The organism is Actinomyces sp. Marseille-P3109, from assembly GCF_900323545.1.
GTDB lineage: Bacteria > Actinomycetota > Actinomycetes > Actinomycetales > Actinomycetaceae > Actinomyces.
Genome location: NZ_OOHN01000008.1, coordinates 2,609,708 through 2,628,604 on the forward strand (window position 1 = coordinate 2,609,708; position 18,897 = coordinate 2,628,604).

An 18,897-nucleotide genomic window follows, 5' to 3' on the forward strand; every position below is an offset into this window, starting at 1 on the left:
CACATCCCGCATACGATCCTCAAGGAATTTGCTCGATGCAACGAATCGATGTTCGTTGGCACCGTGACGTGCTCCTTCACCCGTCACAACTCGGCACAACGATCCGACAGGAGCCTGTTGCAGCGGTCAGACCGAAGGGCTTCGGAGTGAACGGGTGCATGCTCACGATCAGTGCTGGTTGGGCTCTCGTTTCACGTGAAACCAGGTTTCACGTGAAACGAGCTTACGAGTGGCGGTGCGCTGTTCGGGCTGGAAACATCGCTGTTCGTCTTCGTGTTGTCTCAGCCTGAATCGTGTGAGGTAAGAGAATCAGCTGGAGCAAGCGGTCGCCCCTCCCTTTCTGTCGGTTGCCATGCGCTGCCCTGCATTAGGGAGACGTCTGGGACCTAGCCCCTAAAAAGCTCGAGGTGCTCGGTATGCACGACATCATGCGCAGACATGAGGAACATAGACAATCCGGACGGGTTGACTGATGATCGTTGTAGCACGTGTCTACTTTCGGTAGGGACAACAGCTTCCGAGGGTGACGTGCTGCCGTGGCTCTTTGAAAGGAGCGGGAGTTGCTGTCCGCCTGAGCCTTGAAGAGGCTGGTTTCACGTGAAACGAGCACTGCCACGCAATGAGGAGAATCAGAATTGATGCGGGGGTGTGACGACGGTGTCCTCTTCCCTTAGCCGATTGCCTCGGAGGCTGACGATGCGGAGGGAGGAGGCGCTTCAAGAGCGTGAAGGGGGAACCGGATTCCGCCACGCAGAACGCCGTCGTCCATATCCCCGGTCGCGGACCTGCTGAGAGGGAGAAGGATGTTCATGGAGCCCCGCGGGGATCGTCGACATGAGGGGGGCGTGCACCATGACGCTGACGAACGAGGCGTGCAAGTATCCGGGGATGGGAGTGAAGGGCAGGTCCTGCCGAACTTGAGTCGCGGCACGGCGAGCAGTGGGCCAGCTGGAGCGGATCAGGTGAATCGCCTACCGCCATTGCAAGAAGGGCAGGGAGCTCTCCTCGATGCGACGATACGGCTCTCGTTTCACGTGAAACTATCGATGCCTCGAGAAGGGGAACGTATATCGGATTGCAGTGACGGCGTAGAACTGTTGCGGACCTCAAGCGATAGTTTCGGCGACGTGCCCTAGGTCGTCGTGGCGGCACATGCTGTAGGCCGCCATGCAGGTTCGCTCACGTCAAGGAGGTAACGAGGCTTTCAATCTAGCCGGAGCTGGAGTAGATATCAGGTTTCACGTGAAACGCCGGTCCTTGTGTGACGCCTGCGGTCGATCTGCTGTTCGTGACAGGGGGTACGGTTCGGAGGAGAGTTCATGCAGCCAAGGCTCGATTTGGTTTCACGTGAAACAGAGACGGGACACTGAGTAGCAAACGATGGTTGAGGTGCCGAACCTAGTCTCCTACCGGACTACTAGGATCATAAGAGAACCGGGTACGCACTGGTCCTGCGATGGCGGCGATAGATCCCAGAGATGGAGTGCAACGGAAGCATAGGACGAGGATCATGCTCGTCGAAGGAAGGTGATGCGGACGACGAGTCCTTTGGTCGCTGAGAGACGAAGCGTAGGTGCCCGTCATTGTCATCCGACTCGCTGATGAGGCTTGAGACCCTCGTAGACCGGGCAACTCGATCATCATCGAGGGTTCCGCGTAACGGAGTAACGGACGAGGCCAATGGTTGCTATGGCCGGCGAGCTTGGAGCACGGCGTCGCCAAGGAGCCAAAAGGTCGGTGCTGTATTCGGCCTACTCGGAGGAGGGGCGACAGCTGAACGGCTGGATGGAGTCAAATGGTGTGTGGACTGAGTCCTGGTTTCACGTGAAACAGCAGGAAAGGTCGACTGAAGCGACGAGTCGTGTGCTACTGATTGGTGCTGCATTCTAAGACAGACCCTCTTGGAGTGATGCTGCCGCAGAACCCTGGTCAGGAAGTCGATCGGTCTGCTCCGTGCTCTCCCCATGGGACAGTCGGTTGAGACCTGAGAAAGGTAGCCCCTACTCCGCATGAGAAGGCTGCCTCGGGATCTGATGGCCTGTTGAAATTCGCTCGACGATCGACGAGTTAGGAGTCCTCCTTGCATCGTGGCGTGAAGGGCGACGTCGGGGCGCAGTGGAGGGACGTGAGTAGCCGTGAGAGCAGATCGCGGTACTGCGCGCCCGTGATTCCGGCAAGGTAGGTGTTTCACGTGGAACATCATGCGCCTGCTTCGCGAATCAATCGCTCGCTGAAAAGAACTCCATCTCATAGTCGAAGACACCGGAAGGATTGAACGCGGCGCACCGAACCACGCGCCTGCGAGGACGTCCAACGCTCCGATGACACATCGAAAGGACCTTACTGGAGGAAGCCGGCATAGGAGATCGCAGCAGATTTCCGCGTTTCACGTGAAACAAGGGAGCGTGTTGGCGCCATTGGTCCACATCCATCTAACGTGCCGCCGGGCGGGGGCGCCCCGATCGCCCGGTCCTTCTTGATATGCGCTCCCCTGGGGAAGAGCTTCCGGGGACGTTCGTCAGATCCACGTGAGGAGCATGCAGCCCGGTTTCACGTGAAACATGCAGAGATCCGTCGTCGTACCGTCGCGTACACGTTCCCTGAACGTCGTTGGATCCTGCCCACGGGTCGAGTCCTGCTCCGCGCAGTCAGGCGTGGAGAGTTCGACTGTCATGCGCCAGTGGTTAGTGGAGGCTACTCCCTGAATCATCTTGAGACGTATCCAAAAACGACGGTGGCTCCACTCGATCAGAGTGGAGCCACCGTTTCACGTGAAACCAGGAGCTACGGGTGCACGAGCGGATTTCGTGCCAGTGCGTCGTAGAGCCGCTCCAGATCTCCTTCTGCTTTTGCAGCGATCGGCAGTAAGGAGGTCTCCGTCATTCCGGGAATGACATTGACGTCGATGAACCAGGGTGTTCCCTCGTCGTCAAGAATGAGGTCGGTTCGAGAGAGGTTCCCGAGTCCGAGGATCTTGTGCACGGTGACGGCGGTGTTCTTGACCATGTCGATCACGGAGCTGTCCAATCGCGCGGGAACGAAGTACTCCGAGCGTCCTGGGTTGTATCGCGCATCGAAGTCGTACTGACCGTCGGTGACGACTTCGACCGGAGGCAGTGCACGTGGTCCCTCTCCCGTGTCAACGACTGACACAGCCAGCTCGGTTCCGGGAACGTAACGCTCAATGAGAGCCCGCTCGTCATAGGCGAAGCAGGCCACCATGGCAGACCGCAGTTCATCCGCAGTCGACGCATAGGACACACCGAGTCCGGAGCCCCCCTGATGGGGCTTGACGACCACCGGAAGGCCCAGGTGGCCGGCGACGACTGCCAGGACCTCCTGCGCCCCCAACTGACTGAAGTAGGAATGTGGAAGAGTCAACGAGTCAGGAGTAATCACTCCTCCGGTGCGGACGCTCGCCTTGGCGGTCGGTTTAAAGGATGCCCGCTGGCAGCCGTCGGAGTGGGTGCCCACATAAGGCAGCCCCAGTGCGATGAGCATGTTCTGCAGGCCCCCGTCCTCTCCGGGACCACCGTGGACCAGCGGCCACACGATATCGGGCCCGAAGGTCTTGAGCGAACCGATAGTGCGTGCGTCGATGTCCAGGACCAGGACGGTGTGCCCGAGGTGCTTGAGGACCTGGGCGACGCGGTGGCCGGAGCGCAGCGAGATGTCGCGCTCGTGGCTCAATCCGCCGGCAAGGACGGCGATACGGAGTGGAGACTGGTTCATCGTCAACCTCAGATCTGGTCGGGAGCGGGCGCGTGGACGCCTTCGGACGGACGGGAGCTATGAGTAGGACCGAACAGGTTCAGCAGCTCGAGATCGCGAGAGATGACGCCGGACAGTCGGCGTACGCCCTCGCGGATCTCGACGGGCTCGGGGTAGCAGAAGGACAGTCGCAGATGGTCCTGCCCTGCCCGGCCGCCGGCGTAGAAGGCCGTCCCCGAGACGTAAGCGACCAGGTTGGTCACCGCCCGCGGCAGCATGTCCTTCGCGTCGAGGCCCTCGGGGAGTCTCACCCACACGTAGAAACCGCCATCGGGGACGTTCCACAGGCACATCGGTAGGAACTCCTCCAGCGCTGCCACCATGGCGTCGCGACGCCCGCGGTACATGGCTCGGAAGTCCACGATCTGCTGCTTCCAGTCGAACTGGTCCAGGTACATGCAGATCGAGTACTGGCCCACCGAGGACGGGCACAGAATCGCTGCCTCCGAGGCCAGCTTCATCTTCTCCCTCACCGCAGGGGGCGCCACCGCCCAGCCCACGCGGTAGCCGGGCGCGAAGATCTTGGAGAAGGAACCGAGGTAGACGACGTCGTCGGGCGCGAGAGTCTTGAGCGCCGTGTAGGTCTGTCCCTCGAAGCCCAGCAGTCCGTAGGGATTGTCCTCCACGATGAGGATGTGGTGGCGTCGGCAGATATCGATGACCTGCGGGCGGCGCTCCTCGGTCAGCGTCACCCCGGCGGGGTTGTGGAAATTGGGCAGGCAGTAGAAGAACTTGATGCGACGCCCCTCGCGCTCGAGGCGGACGATCATCTCCTCCAGGGCCTCGGGGATGACGCCGTCGGCGTCAATGGGCACCTGCTGCACATCGGCCTGGTAGGTCGCGAAGATCGACAGCGAGCCAACGTAGGTGGGGGCCTCAGCCAGGATGACGTCGCCGGGATCGACGAAGAGCTCGGTGATGATATCGACGGCTTGCTGGGACCCGGTGGTCACGACGACATCCTCCGGATCGGCCTCAATGCCCTCCAAGGCCATGACCTCGGTGATCTGCTCCCTCAGTCGTGGCAGCCCCTGGCCGTTTCCGTACTGCAGCGCCCTGCCGCCGTCCTTGCGGATCATCGTCGCCGTGGCGTCGGCCAGTCGCTCCAGCGGCAGATCCTTGAGATTCGGCATTCCGCCGGCCAGTGACACGACCTCCGGACGTGAGGCGACGGCGAACAGCGATCGCGTCTCCGAGGCGCGCAGACCATGAGCTCGCGCGGCATAGTTATCCAGCCATGGATCGAGTCGGTTCCCCTTCACCTGATTGTTGTCCTCACTCACCTGCGGTCCTTCCTTGATCGCTGTGGCCGCGTCCGTGGACCCAAGTCTGCCACGCCACGACGGTGAGCAGGACAGGGCCAGGCCAGGAGAAATCCGCGGTGTTTCACGTGAAACACGGAACCTGGGCGGACCACCGTGGGAGGCGGCAGACGAGACCGCGCCGCGCATCGTCTCCGTGATGCGCGGCGCGGTGAGGAACGGTGTCCCGGAGGACCCCGCAGGACTCGATCCTGTTCAGGAGGTCAGAGCCCGCTCCTCGATGAGAGCGCGCAAGGGCGCCTCCTCATTGTCGATCGTCTCCACCTTCTGCGGCTGAGCGAGCAGATCGACGACGACGTCGGGCGTCTCGGGCTGCGTCCCTAGCGCCTCGGCGACGGTCTGCGGGAACTTCGCGGCCTTGGCGGTCTCCATGACCAGGGTGGGGAAACCCGGCTCCATGGTGCGCAGAGCCACCGTGACGCCGTCGGCCGTATGCGGGTCGATGAGCCGGCCTGAGCGCTCCTTGACGGTACGGATGGCCTCCAGCCGATCGGCGTGCGACGACGTTCCTGCGACGAAGCCGAATTCCTCACCCAGGCGCACGAGCTGGTCGCGCAGGTCGAGGGTGCCGGTGGTCTCCAGCTCGGCCCAGCGCTGCGTGAAGGCCTCCGGCCCCAGCAGGGCCCAGATGAAGCGCTCCAGGTTCGAGGCCTTCGAGATGTCCATGGACGGGCTGGAGGTGGCCAGCGTGTCCTCCGCCGAGCGGGGTCGGTAGACGCCGGTGGTGAAGAACTCCTCGAGGACGTTGTTCTCGTTGGTGGCCAGGATGAGTCGCCGGATCGGCACCCCCATGGACCGGGCCAGGAACCCCGCGTAGATGTTGCCGAAGTTGCCCGAGGGCACGCACACGTCGACGCGGTAGCCTGCGCGAGCCCCCTCCTCCACCGCGTCGGTCACTCGCAGCCAGGACCAGACGTAGTAGACGGCCTGCGCGGCGATCCGCCCGATGTTGATGGAGTTGACGGCGCCCAGGTGGTGGGTCGCCTTGAAGGCCGCATCATTGCTCAGGGCCTTGACCAGCGCCTGGCAGTCGTCGAAGACTCCGCGCACCGCGATGTTGTGGATGTTGGCGTCCTGGAGGGCGTACATCTGGGCCCGCTGCACCGGGCTCATGCGACCGGCCGGTGAGAGCATGAAGACGCTGACGCCCTCCTGCCCCCGGAAGGCGTGCTCGGCCGCTGAGCCCGTGTCGCCGGAGGTGGCCCCCAGGATATTGAGGACCTTGCCCTGCTTGGCCAGCACATAGGGAATCGCCTGCCCCAGGAATTGCATGGCCAGGTCCTTGAAGGCCATCGTCGGCCCCTCGGACAGGCCCACGAGGACCAGGCCGTTTGCGACGTCGTCGAGCCCGGTCACCGGGACGACCGGCTGCGGGAACCGGGACTCACCGTAGGCGGTCCGGGTCAGTGCGGCCAGGTCCTCACGTGGGATGTCGGTGGCGAAGAGCCCGATGACCTCGGTGGCCAGCTCGGCGTAGCCCAGGGGCCTCCATGCCTCGATCTGTGCCGGTGTGAGCGACGGCAGCCGGTCCGGGACCGCCAGACCGCCGTCGGGCGCCAGGCCCGCCAGAAGAACGTCCGTGAACCCGGCCGGCGCCATCTGGCCGCGGGTGGAGATGTACTGGGTGTGCTGCATGTGCTGCCTTCTTGCCGTGTCGCATGTCGGGATGCCACTGCGATTCCGGAGCGATTCTACGGGGCTGCGGCCGAGGGGGACAGACGCGGTCAACCAGGCAGGGGAGGTCATCAGACAACTCGTGGTCCCACGTCATGCGCATGGACGACGGACACCGCGACGCCGGCCTCATTCATCACCTGGTGAAAGGTGGCGAACGAAGCCGGCGTCGCGGCTGATGGTCAAGGCTGGTGGCAGCCCGGTATCAGGCCAGGACCTTCTCCACCTCGGCCTTGAAGGAGGCCTTGGGGCGCGAGCCGCTGAACTGGTGGAAGACCTCGCCGTCGCGCACCACCGCGAAGGTCGGGATGGAGCGCACGCCGTAGGAGCGGGCCGTGGCCGGGTTGGCGTCCACATCCACCTTGACGAACTTGACCTTGTCACCGAAGTCGGCGGCGACCTCGTCTACGATCGGCGCCATCTGGCGGCAGGGGCCGCACCACGCGGCCCAAAAGTCGATGACGACGGGGACCTCGGACTTGAGGACCTCAGCCTCGAAGGTGGCGTCGGTGACATCGAGTGCCTCGGACATGGTTTTCTCCTCGAACGTTGTGGATGGGTGAGTCGGGATAGCGCAGCGCAGGTCCTCCGACGACGTCGGGGCCTGCCTTTCGCTGAACTGAGCGGCCCGGTCAGGCCTGCAGGGTGGTCAGGTAGTGCTCGGCGTCCAGGGCGGCGCGGCAGCCGGAGCCGGCGGCCGTGATCGCCTGCTGATAGGTGGGGTCGGCGACGTCACCGCAGGCGAAGACCCCGGGAACGCGGGTGCGCTGCGAGGGAACCTCGACCTTGATGTAGCCGGCCTCGTCGAGTTCGAGGACGTCGGAGACGAGCTCGCTGCGCGGAATCTGGCCGATGGCGACGAACAGGCCGGTGGCCTCGAGCCGGCGGCGCTCGCCGGTGACGGTGTCCTCCAGGGTCACGCCGGTCAGCGAGTCCTCGCCGTGGAGCTCGACGACGCGAGAGTTCCAGGCGAAGGAGATCTTCGGGTCCTCCTGGGCGCGCTTGGCCATGAAGGCCGAGGCGCGCAGCTCGTCGCGGCGGTGGAACACCGTGACGGAGCGGGCGAAACGAGTGAGGAAGGTGGCCTCCTCCATGGCGGAGTCGCCGCCGCCGACGACCACGATGTCCTGGTCCTTGAAGAAGAACCCGTCGCAGGTGGCGCAGTAGGACACACCGTGCCCGGAGAGGCGCTCCTCCCCGTCGATGCCCAGGTGCCGGTACTCCGAGCCGGTGGAGATGATGACGCTGCGGGCCTCGTAGACGCCGTCGGGGGTGGTGATGCGCTTGACGTCGCCCTCCAGCTCGAGGGCGGTGACGTCCTCGTAGCGGATCTCCGCACCGAAGCGCTCGGCCTGCTCCTGCATCCGGGTCATCAGCTCGGGGCCCATGATCCCCTCGATGAAGCCGGGGTAGTTCTCCACCTCGGTCGTGTTCATCAGGGCGCCGCCCGCAGTCACCGAACCGGCCAGGACGACCGGTTTGAGCTGGGCGCGGGCCGCATAGATGGCGGCCGTGTAGCCGGCGGGGCCGGAGCCGACAATGACGACGTCGTGAATCATGACTCTCCTGACGAACGGGCGGTGGTCACGGTGAGCGACCGCCTAGTGCAACTAGTAATCAATATGAGCTGTTCCCAGGGAGACTCTTATTTGAGGGTGATCTCCGTCGCAGCAGCCTTGTAGGCGAGCTCACCGGCCACATTGTTCTTGGGAAGCTGAGTCACCCGCAGAACGATCGTGCTGGACTCCTGAGGCTTCTGAATGTCGAAGGTCGTGGTTCCCGAGGCAAAGGCCCCCTCGGCGAGCAGCGTGCCGCCGCCGGGGTTGTTGATGTCCGTGGCACGAACCTCGACATGCCCTCCCTCATTGGTGCCCTGAAGCTCGATCTGTGAGACCTTGGCGGAACTCTTGAGCTTGATCTCGATGTCGATCGGCTGCGTCAGATCGGGGCTGCTGGTGTAGTGAGAGGTCCAGGCACGCGCCGTGTCTCCATCTGTGAGGAGCCTGGCGTTGTCAGGGGCCAGGGCACTGGGGTTGTTGGTGACCGTGACACCGGCGATCTCGGGCGTGGCCGCAGGAGCCTTGGTGGTGGGAGCCGGCTGCTGCCCGCCCCCGTTGCCGGCGTCCTGGGCACTGGCCGAGGGAACGGTGTCCGCAGCTGCGCGGTCCTTGTCCGCGAAGGGGATACCGATCGTCTGGTAGACGATGTAGCTGGCCGCCACCAGCGAGACCAGGACGATGAGGACGAGCGTGACCAGGATTCCGTTGGTGGTCCGCTGCTCCCGGCGAGCCACGTCGGGATCGATCTCCTCCTCATCGCCGTCCTCGAAGGCCGGGAAGCTGCCGGTGAAGGGCTCGGCGGGAACCGGTGCGGGCCCAGGGACCGTCTCCGAGGCGGTGGAAAGGACGTTCGGGATCGGGTTCGCCGGCCCGGTGACCTGCACGTAGGTGTGATCGACCGGCTGCTCCTGCACGGTCGGCGAACCGGGCTGCTGCGACTCGACCGGCGATGCGGGAGGCGCGGCCGCTGCCTCCTCGGCGACCGGCGAGTTCTCGATGGCGGCGGTCGGTGCGTGAGCGGCATCAGTACCGGCGGGTGCGGACGGCGGCTGCGGACCGGGCTGAGCGGGCGCTGACGAACCGGCTGACGGGGCGACCGTAGCCCCCTTGCCGACACCACTGCGCCGCAGCCGGTCCAGGACCCCACGAGCCGCGCTGGCGACACCGGCTCCCGCGGCACTGACGGCCGCGGTGGCACCGGCATTCGCGGCACCGGCCCCGCCCGTGGCCGACGACGGACGCTGGACGGCATGGTCCGGCGTCGTGCCCGACTCGTGGTAGCCGACCACCGGATCCCAGGTACCCAGCGAGCGCGCCACCTCCGCCGCTGAGATGGGCGGCTGGCTGCTCCAGGTGCGTTCGCACAGCTCGTCCAGGATCGGGTCGATCCGCGGCACCAGCGTGGAGGGCTTGACCGGGACCCCGCCCAGTCGTGGCGCGGAGGGAATTCCCGGACGCTTGCCCGGCCACCGGCCGGTCAGGCCGTAGTAGAGGATCTCCACCAGGGCACGGGCGTCGGCGCGGTCGGCGGCCGACGGGTCATGGCTGGCCACCCGGCTCTCCAGGTCCAAGGCGGCGGCCTCGATCCCCAGGCCACTGACCTTGACCATGCCGTCGGGAAGAACCCGGATGGACTCGGGAGACAGGTTGAGGTGGTGCAGGCCCCTGCGGGCACCGGCGTCGAGCGCCTGCGCGGTCTCTCCGATGATGGCGCGCACCTGCGCCGGGGGCATACCCCGGGAGACCAGGGAGGAGAAGGTGCGTCCGCTCAGTGGTTCGGTGATGATGACGGAGGGCTCGGCGCGCTCAACGTCGTAGACCTGCTGGAGGCGCTGGTCCTCGACCAGGACGGCCCGGCTGGCCGACTCCAGGACGTTGTCACGGTGAAGCGTCGCGTCGGTGAGAACCAGGATCGTGACGTCTCTATCCAGGATCGTGTCAACGCCACGGTGCCTGATGATGCGCGGCAGCGTGGTGGACAGTGTTCCCAGGAGCCCGTAGCGACCACTGCCGATAGGCGTCGCCTCCGACATGCGTCTCCTTCCTTGAGATGGTTGTCCATCTGAACCAGTTGACCCCATCGTAACTGTCTGGGGGCTCCGAACTGGGGTGATGTGGCTCGTGTGGGCCGGGCTGTAGGACGACTGGACGGAAGGCGGCCTTGCGGGCTCGCGGGAAGGCGGGATGCTGGCGGGTAGTGAGGGCGGGATACTCCCGGGAGTGTTGGGCGGGAAGCGCCCGGGGACCTGGGAGCGGCGGGAGGCGTCGGCCGCGTAGTCGGCGCTCGTGGGCGGCGGTGGAGCCGCTGCCTGCGAAGGCGCCGGTGGCGGGGGTGCGAGCGGGTAGACCGGCTGACCGTCCCGGGTGTAGCCGGCAGGGGCCTGTGGCGACGAGCCGTAGGCGGGAGTCTGACCCATTTGACCCGGTTGGCCCCAGGGGTGAGTTCGCACCTGCGAGCTCGACGACGCCACGGGTGCAGGGGCGTGGGTGGCGCCATTGGTGTAGCCAACAGCACTATGCACGTCCGGGCCCGTCGAAAAACCCGACGGGTCGGAAACGGACTGCGTCGCCGGCGGAGGCGGCGGTGCCGGTGCTGGCGCCGGGGCGACGGCGGGCATCTGCGCGGTGGCCTGCGTCGTGGGTGCCGGCGGGGACAACCAGGTCGCGATCGCCAGCACCACCCGTCCGGGCGCACCGGGCAGCCGACGACCGACCGTGGACAGGATCCGCGAGAAGGGCCGGAAGGCGACGGCGATCTCCTCGATCCCCACGACGCGACCCATGAGCAGGTAGATGATCGACATGACGGCAGCCACGATGACGATGTGCCCGAAGGCCGCCAGCATCTTGGCCAGGGAGGAGTCGCCGTCGATGTTGCCCATGACCAGGTTGAGGACGATCCCGGCGATGACCGCCGGCGCGACCGCCACGACCAGACGCAGGTGGGTGGTGATGATCTTGCGGCCGTCGAGGCTGGGCAGGTGGGAGCGCATCATGGGGATGACCGCCACGCAGCCCCCGATCTGGCTGATCGTGTTGGCTGCGCCGGCCCAGGTCATCCAGTGGTTGGCCGGGGCCACGAAGTAGGCCATGACGCACAGGACCACCGGGATGACGCCGACGACGACGTCGGCCAGCAGCAGCCGCTTGGTGTCGGAGTAGGCCAGCATGACCCGCTGGGTCCCGAACCAGATGCCCTGCGGGACGATGCCCAGCGCCAGGGCGATGAGCATGGGGGCGCTGGCCTGGGCCTCGGGCAGGGTGATCGACGGCGTGAAGAGCTGGAGGGCCGGGACGGCCAGGACGCAGATGCCGGCCGTTGCCAGGACAGTGAAGACGCCCGCCGAGCGCAGCCCCAGGGAGAGGTCCTCGCGCACGCCGGCGCTGTCACCGGCCGCGGCCTTCTCGCTCATGCGGGTGAACAGGGCTGTGATGATGGAGGTGACCACCAGGGACTGGGGCAGCATGTACACCAGGTAGGCGTTGAGCCACATGGTCGTCGAGGGCACGATGACATCGGCGTACTGGGGCTGCTCGGAGGCCGTGACCGCGTAGGACCCCAGGTTGGAGGTGATCCAGTTGCTCAGGCTGGCGACGCCGACGCCCGCCAGCGCCCACAGGGCGACCTTGACGGTCTTGCCCAGCCCCAGGCCCCGCACCCCGAAGATGATGCGAGGTCTGAAGCCGGAGCGCACCAGGGGGATGTAGAGAATGATGGCCTGCGCCGCAATGCCGAGGGTTGTCATCGCTCCCAGGAGCATGGTCCTGGACGAGATGAACGTGCCCCAGCCGTCGCCCCAGATGTCGGGACTCTGCCCGGCGGTGTAGCGGCCGTAGACATGGAGGTAGAACAGGATCGAGGCGATCGAGATGATGTTGTTGAGCACCGGGGACCACATGTAGGGCCCGAAGCTCGAGCGCGCGTTGAGCACCTGCCCCCACAGGGCGTACAGGCCGTAGAAGAAGACCTGCGGCATGAACCAGATCGCGAAGGCGAAGGACAGTGAGCGCCACTGCCCCTGAGCCAGGGAGTTGGCGTTGAGGGTGAAGATGAGAGGCGCGGCCGCGGTCGCGATGCAGGTGACCGTCAGCATGAGCGTGGCCGCGGCGGTCAGGAGCCGGTTGACGACCTCCTCACCGTTGCGCCGTCGGAGCGCCTGGACGATCTGCGGCACCAGAATGGCGTTGAGGATGCCGCCGATCATCATGTTGTACAGGTAGGTGGGCAGGTTGTTGGCCGTGTTGAAGGCGTCCGCGGCTCCCGAACCCGTGGCGCCCAGCGCCATGACGATGAGGGCGTTGCGCACCATGCCCAGGACGCGGGAGACCAGCGTCCCCGAGGCCATGATGGCCGAGGAGCGTGCCAGCGACGCCTGGCTGCGCCCCTGGGAGGAGGAGCGCCGGGCTCGTGCGTGCTTGATCATGCTCATGCCGTCTCCTGTGCAGCCGGGGTCACCGCGGTGCGGCGGCCTCGTCGTACAGTTCTCACAGTACCGATCACCACGATGGAGACCAGGACCGCGACGATCACGCCGGTTCCCCTGCTCTCCCAGTCCGCGCGGACCCGCATGTGAACGGTGGTGGGCGTGCCCACGGTGGTGCCGTCCGCGGCGAGCACCTGCACCGTCAGGCCCACGTCACCGGAGCCGACGGCCTGGATCGGCACCGTGACCGTGGCCTGATGGTGGGCCGGCACAGTCACGGTGGTGGTGCGCGGGACCTGGAGGCGCTTGTTGTCCGAGACCAGGTAGACCTGGACGGTGACGTCCTGGTCCAGGGACGAGGTGATCCGCACCGGTAGCTGCGCCTCAGAGCTGATGAGGTTGATGGTCGACGACGGCACCGCGGCCAGCGAGGAGGTCACTGCGCTCCCGGCGGCCTCGGCGGCCGGCACCTGGGCGCTGCGGGCCTCGGGGTCGGCCCGCCATGAGGCGGAGGAGACGACGGTCTCCAGGTCCGTGTAGTCACCCAGCAGTGCAGCCGGGTCGGAGAGCACCGATGAGATCGACTGGAGCGTACCGGCCGTGCCCGCGGCAGCGGCGAGGGTCGCGGTGGGCAGCTCATCGTCGTCGGTCACCTTGTCCGGCGGCTCGGAGCGCTCGATCCCCGAGGTCCCCTCATCGACGGCCTCGACCTCCGCCTGAGCGCGCTCCTGCAGGACGCCCAGGTTCTGGGGCTGGGTCCAGGAGGTGGAGCGCAGGGCGGCCAGGCGCTCCTGCAGGGCGGAGGGATCCGTGGTGGAGGCCTCCTGGCGGGGCAGCGCCACGACGATGTCGCGTCCCAGGGCCGGGGACTGGCGGGTGAGGATCGCGCTGTTGCCGCGCAGCAGCTGGCGGGTGTCGAGCTCTGCGGCCTGAGTGGTCTGTGCGGTCTGGCCGGTCTGGCTGGGTGGGGTCGCCTGCTGGCTCTGGGATGAGGCGTCTGCCTCGGAGTCCGTGCCGGCCAGGGACTCCGACAGGGACTGCTCGGGAAGCAGGACCGCACGGTTGTCGAGCGCGCCGAGGCCGGAGGGGGTGTAGGTGAGCTCCTCGGCCAACGGCAAGGAGGTGGGCGAGGCGATGACGGTGGATGCCGACTGCGGCAGCGCCTGGGCCGTGGTGGAGTCCATGACGCTGGAGGCCAGCCAGGACAGCGACGTCGGCGCCCCCGCCTTGGCGATGGCCGACTCCCGGGTGCGCTGCGCGGCGGTCTCGATGAGACCCGTCTGCTGCAGGTGCGCCAGCGCGGCGGTATCCGAGTCGCCCCACGGCAGGGCCACCAGACCGCCGTTGCCGATGGCCCGCATGACGGCGGCGGAGAGCTGGGTGACGTCGTCGGGGGTCTTGCTGCTCGACGACGCGGTTGCGCTCGCCGACGGAGACGACGAGGCCGATGAGCCCGATGAGCCGGAGGACGGCGAGGAGGCTGAGGACGACGTCGATGACGACGGGTCGGCGGAGGCCGAGGGGGCTGACGCAGACGCAGTGGGCGATGCCGACGTGGACGACTCAGCACCCTGAGGCGCCTGAGGGGCCGCGTCCGGAGTCGAGGGCTGGGAGCCGCCGTTGCGGGCCGCCTCCTCCAGGCTGGCGGACGTCACGCCCAGGGCCTCGACCAGCGCCGGGTCCACGGCCACCACAGTGCCGTCACCGGCCAAGCTCAGCAGCCCCAGCACCCGGCTGTGGATGCGGGTGAGGGTCTCTGCGCGCTCCTGGGTGCGCGGACCGGCCAGGACCGCCGCCTCCTGCGCGGAGGCGGTCACCGGGATGAAGGTGGTCAGGCGCACCGGCGCGACGGAGGCGCCGCTGTCCCACACGAGGACGCTGCGATCCTGGGCCAGGGGCGAGTCCTGGGACTGCAGGCTCACGGCGATGCCGCGCGGTCCCCACTGGTCGTCACCGGTCAGCGGCAGCTGGTCGGCCGGGATCGTGACGGAGAACTGGGTGACCTCGCCCGGCTGGAGGTCGCGTCCCAGCGGGACCGTGAACGGGTCGGACAAACCGGACTCGTCAGTGCCGGCCAGCCACTTCCTGAGACTGTGGCTCGTGACCTCCGTGGACCGCTGGACCCGGGCGGCCAGGTCCACCCCGGTCAGGACCTGGCCGGTCCCGTTGGTGATGGTGCCGGTCAGGGTCAGGTCCTGATCGCTGTGAAGCACCTCGGGGGTCAGCGCGTCGATACTCATCGTCACCTGGTTGGCGGCACCCTCGGTGTGCGGCGCCACCGAGCCCTCGGCACCCTGACCCGGGTTCTGGGTGGACGGGCTCGTCCTCGTCGCCGAGGCCGATGATGAGGACGACGGCGTCGGCGGTGCGGACGGCTTCGCCGGGGCGACCGGTGCGATCTCGGTTGAGATCCCGCCCGGGATCCCGCCGGAGGCCATGACGACGCCGGAGATCGGGCTCGCCTGAGCCGCCGGTGGGGTGGTCAGTGGCAACGCCAGCAGGCTCACCACGCCCAGCAGGGCGACGATGGTCACCATCGCACTCCTCCGCAGCCCGGAGCCCAGCGTGGTGACCACCTTCGCGCACAGATCGGTGGCGCCGGTCATCCATCCCCCACCAGGATGTCCCAGGCCGCGGCCACGATACGGCGCTCATTGGGGTAGGCCAGGCGGTGGGAGACATCGTCCAGAGCCACCCACTCGACGTCCTCGGCCTCGTGGTCCGGGTCGTTCTCCGTGGTCAGGGTCCCGCTGACCGCCTCCAGCAGGAAGTGGTGCACCACCTTGTGGACGCGGTGCTCGTGACCGGCGAACCAGTAGTCGATCGTCGCCAGGTGCCGAAGAACACGGCCGGTGATGCCGGTCTCCTCCATGATCTCGCGAACCGCCGCCTGCTCGGGGGTCTCGGCTCCCTCCAAATGGCCCTTGGGCAGGCACCACTCCAGGCGGCCGCCGCGGTTGCGCCGCGCAATGACCGCCGTGAAGGCCTGACCGTTCTGGACGTCAACGACCAGGCCGCCGGCACTGGTCTCGTTGACGATCGGCAGAGCGCGTGCACTCGCCCGATGAGCCGGGTTTCCGGCGCGGGGCGTGCGAGTGCGTGGCGAGGGCATAGGGACACTCTAGGGCGTCGAGGCCGCCGGATGCCTCTGGCCGAGTACGTCGTCGCACACAACCGCGCCGCCCGTAGGCGGCCTGTGTGACATGTGGGAGACGGTCCTCACGACGGTACCTGCGGCACGGTGCGCGACAGCGCCGTCGTCACGGTTCATGGCAGGCTTGGGCCGATGACTGCGCACCCCGATTCCGTCGATCCCACCGATCTCATGGACGCCTCCGCTGACGACCGCGGCCTGACGCCACGGGCCCGCGCGGCCCTCGAAGGGCTGCCCCCCGCCCTGGCCGCCCTGGGGCACGCCTTCGCGCGCGCCGGTCATGAGATCGCCCTCGTCGGCGGACCCGTGCGAGACGCCTTCCTCGGGGTCGCCCCCCACGACCTGGACCTGACCACCTCGGCGCGCCCCGAGCAGACCGAGGAGATCCTGGCCGCCTGGGGCGAGACCACCTGGGATGTGGGCCGGGCCTTCGGCACCATCGGCGCGCGCAAGGGCTCCACCATCGTGGAGGTCACCACCTACCGCACCGAGGCCTACGAGGTCGGCTCGCGCAAGCCCCAGGTCACCTACGGCGACACCCTCGCCGGGGACCTCACCCGCCGTGACTTCACCGTCAACGCCATGGCGCTGCGCCTGCCCGACCTCGAGCTCGTCGACCCCTGCGGCGGCCTGGCGGACCTGGCCGCCGGGGTCCTGCGCACCCCCGTCAGCGCCGAGCAGTCCTTCGACGACGACCCCCTGCGCATCATGCGGGCCGCCCGCTTCGCCGCTCAGCTCGGCTTCGACGTCGAGATGGACGTCATGACCGCCATGGAGGAGATGGCCTCCCGCCTGGAGATCGTCTCCGCCGAGCGCGTGCGCGCCGAGCTCGAGCGACTGCTCATCAGCCCCTGGCCCCGGCGCGGACTGGAGCTGCTGGTCCACGCCGGCGTGGCCGACGTGATCCTGCCCGAGCTGAGCGCCCTGCGCGAGACCATTGACGAGCACAAGCGCCACAAGGACGTCTACGAGCACACCCTGACCGTCCTGGACCAGGCCATCGACCTGGAGACCGGCCCCGACGGCCCCGTCCCCGGCCCCGACCTGGTCCTGCGCCTGGCCGCGATCCTCCACGATATCGGCAAGCCCGCCACCCGTCGCTTCCTTCCCGACGGCACCGTCACCTTCCACGGCCACGACCACGTCGGCGCCCGGATGACGGCCAAGCGCCTGCGGGCGCTGCGCTTCGACAAGCAGACCATCAAGGACGTCTCGCGCCTGGTCGAGCTCCACCTGCGCTTCCACGGGTACGCCGACGCCGCCTGGTCGGACTCGGCCGTGCGCCGCTACGCCACCGATGCCGGTCCCCTCCTGGAGCGCCTCCACCGGCTCACCCGGGCCGACGTCACCACCCGCAACCGTCGCAAGGCGGCCATGCTGGACCGCGCCTACGACGACCTCGAGGAGCGCATCGAGGCCCTGCGCGCCGCCGAGGAGCTGGCCGCTATCCGCCCGGACCTCGACGGCGGCCAGATCATGGCCGAGCTCGGCGTGCCCCCCGGTCCGGTCGTCGGTGAGGCATACCGTTTCCTCATGGACCTGCGCATGGAGAAGGGACCGATCGGCGAGGACCTGGCCCGTCAGGCACTGCGCTCCTGGTGGGCGGCCCGTCAGAAGAGCTGAAGGCGGTGAACCGATGACGCCGGCGCACAGGCAGGACGAGACCGCGAGGCCGGGCCGACCCAGATGAGACCGGAGAAGATGCTTGAATCATCACGTGAGCTGCGGGTCGGTGTTGTCGGCATCGGAGCCCGCTGCTACCTGGCGGCGCTCGCGGACTCCTCACCGGTGCCGGCCCGGCTCGTCGCCGCGGCCGACACCGCGCCCGACGCCGCCGCGCGCGCCGAGCGCCTCCTGCCCGAGGGGATCGCGGTGGTGGCCGACCACCGCGACCTGCTGGAGTGCGGGCTCGACGCCGTCGTCCTGACCACCCCCGATGACACGCACGAGGAGCTGGCCTGCTTCTTCCTCGAGGCCGGCGTCCCGGTCTACCTGGAGAAGCCCCTGGCCATCACCATCGAGGGCGCCGACCGCATCCTGACCACGGCCCGGCGTACCGGCACCCGCCTCTACGTGGGTCACAACATGCGCCACATGGAGGTGGTGCGACTGCTGAAGTCAGTCATCGACTCCGGGCGGATCGGGGCGCTCAAGGCCATCTGGTGCCGTCACTTCGTGGGCAACGGCGGCGACTACTACTTCCGAGACTGGCACGCCGAGCGCCGCCACGTCACCGGCCTGCTGCTGCAGAAGGCCGCTCACGACATCGACGTCATGAGCTGGCTGGCCGGCTCCGACCCGGCCCGCGTCGTCGGTATGGGCGGGCTCATGGTCTACGGCGAGGCCGAGCGCCGAGCCGCGGGCGGGAGCGCCGGCACCGTCATGCAGGACTGGTTCAGCCTCGACCACTGGCCGGCCGACGAGGTCAACGAGCTGAACCCGGTCATCGACGTCGAGGACCACTCCATGCTCATGATGACCATGCGCAACGGGGTCATGGCCTCCTACCAGCAGTGCCACTTCACCCCTGACTACTGGCGCAGCTACACGGTCATCGGCACCCGCGGTCGGGCCGAGAACCTCGGCGACGGCGCCGGCGACGTCGTCAAGGTGTGGACCGAGCGCACGGAGCACTACGCCGAGCGCGCCACCGAGGAGTACGTCATCGCCGAGGAGGGCACCGGGCACGACAGCGCCGACCAGCTCGCCATCAACGAGTTCCTGCGCTTCGTGCGCGCCGGCGGCCTCACCGACGCCTCCCCGGTCTCCGCGCGCGAGGCGGTCGCGGCGGGCGTGCTGGCCACCCGGTCCCTTCGCTCGGGGTCCATGCCCTACGACGTGCCCGAGCTCGACGCGGATCTTGCGGCCTACTTCCACCGGGGCCAGCAGAATCCGCACTCACCGACGTTTTCTTCATAAACTGCACGGAGCCGCGTCGCCTATGAAGAAGACGTCGATAGGGCGGCGCCATCACGTACAGTGCGAGCCGGGCG

The 18,897-nt window shown here is 67.4% G+C and carries 10 protein-coding genes; 2 read left to right on the top strand and 8 right to left on the bottom strand.

Annotated features, from left to right (window positions below; translation table 11 throughout):
* Positions 1-2,784: 2,784 nt before the first annotated feature.
* The 8 genes from BQ8008_RS11315 to BQ8008_RS11350 form a co-directional block, all read right to left on the bottom strand.
* Positions 2,785-3,732, bottom strand: a complete 948-nt coding sequence (locus BQ8008_RS11315) for a D-alanine--D-alanine ligase family protein (protein ID WP_108834076.1) — start codon at positions 3,730-3,732, stop codon at positions 2,785-2,787.
* Positions 3,733-3,740: 8 nt separating this feature from the next.
* Entirely contained in the window at positions 3,741-5,054 is a 1,314-nt protein-coding gene (locus BQ8008_RS11320; protein ID WP_108834077.1) for an aminotransferase-like domain-containing protein, read from the bottom strand.
* Between the two features lie 234 nt (positions 5,055-5,288).
* The gene (thrC, locus tag BQ8008_RS11325) at positions 5,289-6,728 is read right to left on the bottom strand and encodes a threonine synthase (RefSeq protein WP_108834078.1); all 1,440 of its coding nucleotides are present in this window, start codon (positions 6,726-6,728) and stop codon (positions 5,289-5,291) included.
* Positions 6,729-6,972: 244 nt separating this feature from the next.
* Positions 6,973-7,299, bottom strand: coding sequence for a thioredoxin (gene trxA, locus BQ8008_RS11330; RefSeq protein WP_108834079.1), 327 nt, complete (start codon positions 7,297-7,299; stop codon positions 6,973-6,975).
* Positions 7,300-7,399: 100 nt separating this feature from the next.
* Positions 7,400-8,326 (bottom strand): thioredoxin-disulfide reductase, encoded by a 927-nt coding sequence (gene trxB, locus BQ8008_RS11335; RefSeq protein ID WP_108834080.1) that lies wholly within the window; start codon positions 8,324-8,326, stop codon positions 7,400-7,402.
* An 86-nt stretch (positions 8,327-8,412) separates the two neighbouring features.
* The gene (locus tag BQ8008_RS11340; RefSeq protein ID WP_108834081.1) at positions 8,413-12,756 is read right to left on the bottom strand and encodes a murein biosynthesis integral membrane protein MurJ; all 4,344 of its coding nucleotides are present in this window, start codon (positions 12,754-12,756) and stop codon (positions 8,413-8,415) included.
* Entirely contained in the window at positions 12,753-15,356 is a 2,604-nt protein-coding gene (locus tag BQ8008_RS11345) for a DUF6049 family protein (protein WP_108834082.1), read from the bottom strand. The genes BQ8008_RS11340 and BQ8008_RS11345 overlap by 4 nt, the downstream gene beginning before the upstream one ends.
* A complete protein-coding gene (locus BQ8008_RS11350; RefSeq protein ID WP_003788538.1) occupies positions 15,353-15,862 on the bottom strand; it encodes an NUDIX hydrolase in 510 nt (169 codons plus the stop codon). Before BQ8008_RS11350 ends, BQ8008_RS11345 begins: the two co-directional genes overlap by 4 nt.
* Positions 15,863-16,036: 174 nt before the next feature.
* Between BQ8008_RS11350 and BQ8008_RS11355 the strand changes: the two genes are divergently transcribed.
* Positions 16,037-17,527 carry a CCA tRNA nucleotidyltransferase gene (locus BQ8008_RS11355; RefSeq protein WP_108834083.1) on the top strand — a complete coding sequence of 497 codons (1,491 nt, stop codon included), beginning with the start codon at positions 16,037-16,039 and terminating at the stop codon, positions 17,525-17,527.
* Between the two features lie 78 nt (positions 17,528-17,605).
* Positions 17,606-18,823 (top strand): Gfo/Idh/MocA family protein, encoded by a 1,218-nt coding sequence (locus BQ8008_RS11360; RefSeq protein ID WP_108834084.1) that lies wholly within the window; start codon positions 17,606-17,608, stop codon positions 18,821-18,823.
* The last annotated feature ends 74 nt before the right edge of the window (positions 18,824-18,897 follow it).

Excerpts from the sequence above, each read along its gene's own strand:
- BQ8008_RS11315 (WP_108834076.1), bottom strand. The coding sequence starts at position 3,732 with ATGAACCAGTCTCCACTCCGTATCGCCGTCCTTGCCGGCGGATTGAGC.
- thrC (WP_108834078.1), bottom strand. The coding sequence starts at position 6,728 with ATGCAGCACACCCAGTACATCTCCACCCGCGGCCAGATGGCGCCGGCC.
- trxA (WP_108834079.1), bottom strand. The coding sequence starts at position 7,299 with ATGTCCGAGGCACTCGATGTCACCGACGCCACCTTCGAGGCTGAGGTC.
- trxB (WP_108834080.1), bottom strand. The coding sequence starts at position 8,326 with ATGATTCACGACGTCGTCATTGTCGGCTCCGGCCCCGCCGGCTACACG.
- BQ8008_RS11340 (WP_108834081.1), bottom strand. The coding sequence starts at position 12,756 with ATGAGCATGATCAAGCACGCACGAGCCCGGCGCTCCTCCTCCCAGGGG.
- BQ8008_RS11345 (WP_108834082.1), bottom strand. The coding sequence starts at position 15,356 with ATGACCGGCGCCACCGATCTGTGCGCGAAGGTGGTCACCACGCTGGGC.
- BQ8008_RS11350 (WP_003788538.1), bottom strand. The coding sequence starts at position 15,862 with ATGCCCTCGCCACGCACTCGCACGCCCCGCGCCGGAAACCCGGCTCAT.
- BQ8008_RS11355 (WP_108834083.1), top strand. The coding sequence starts at position 16,037 with ATGACTGCGCACCCCGATTCCGTCGATCCCACCGATCTCATGGACGCC.
- BQ8008_RS11360 (WP_108834084.1), top strand. The coding sequence starts at position 17,606 with ATGCTTGAATCATCACGTGAGCTGCGGGTCGGTGTTGTCGGCATCGGA.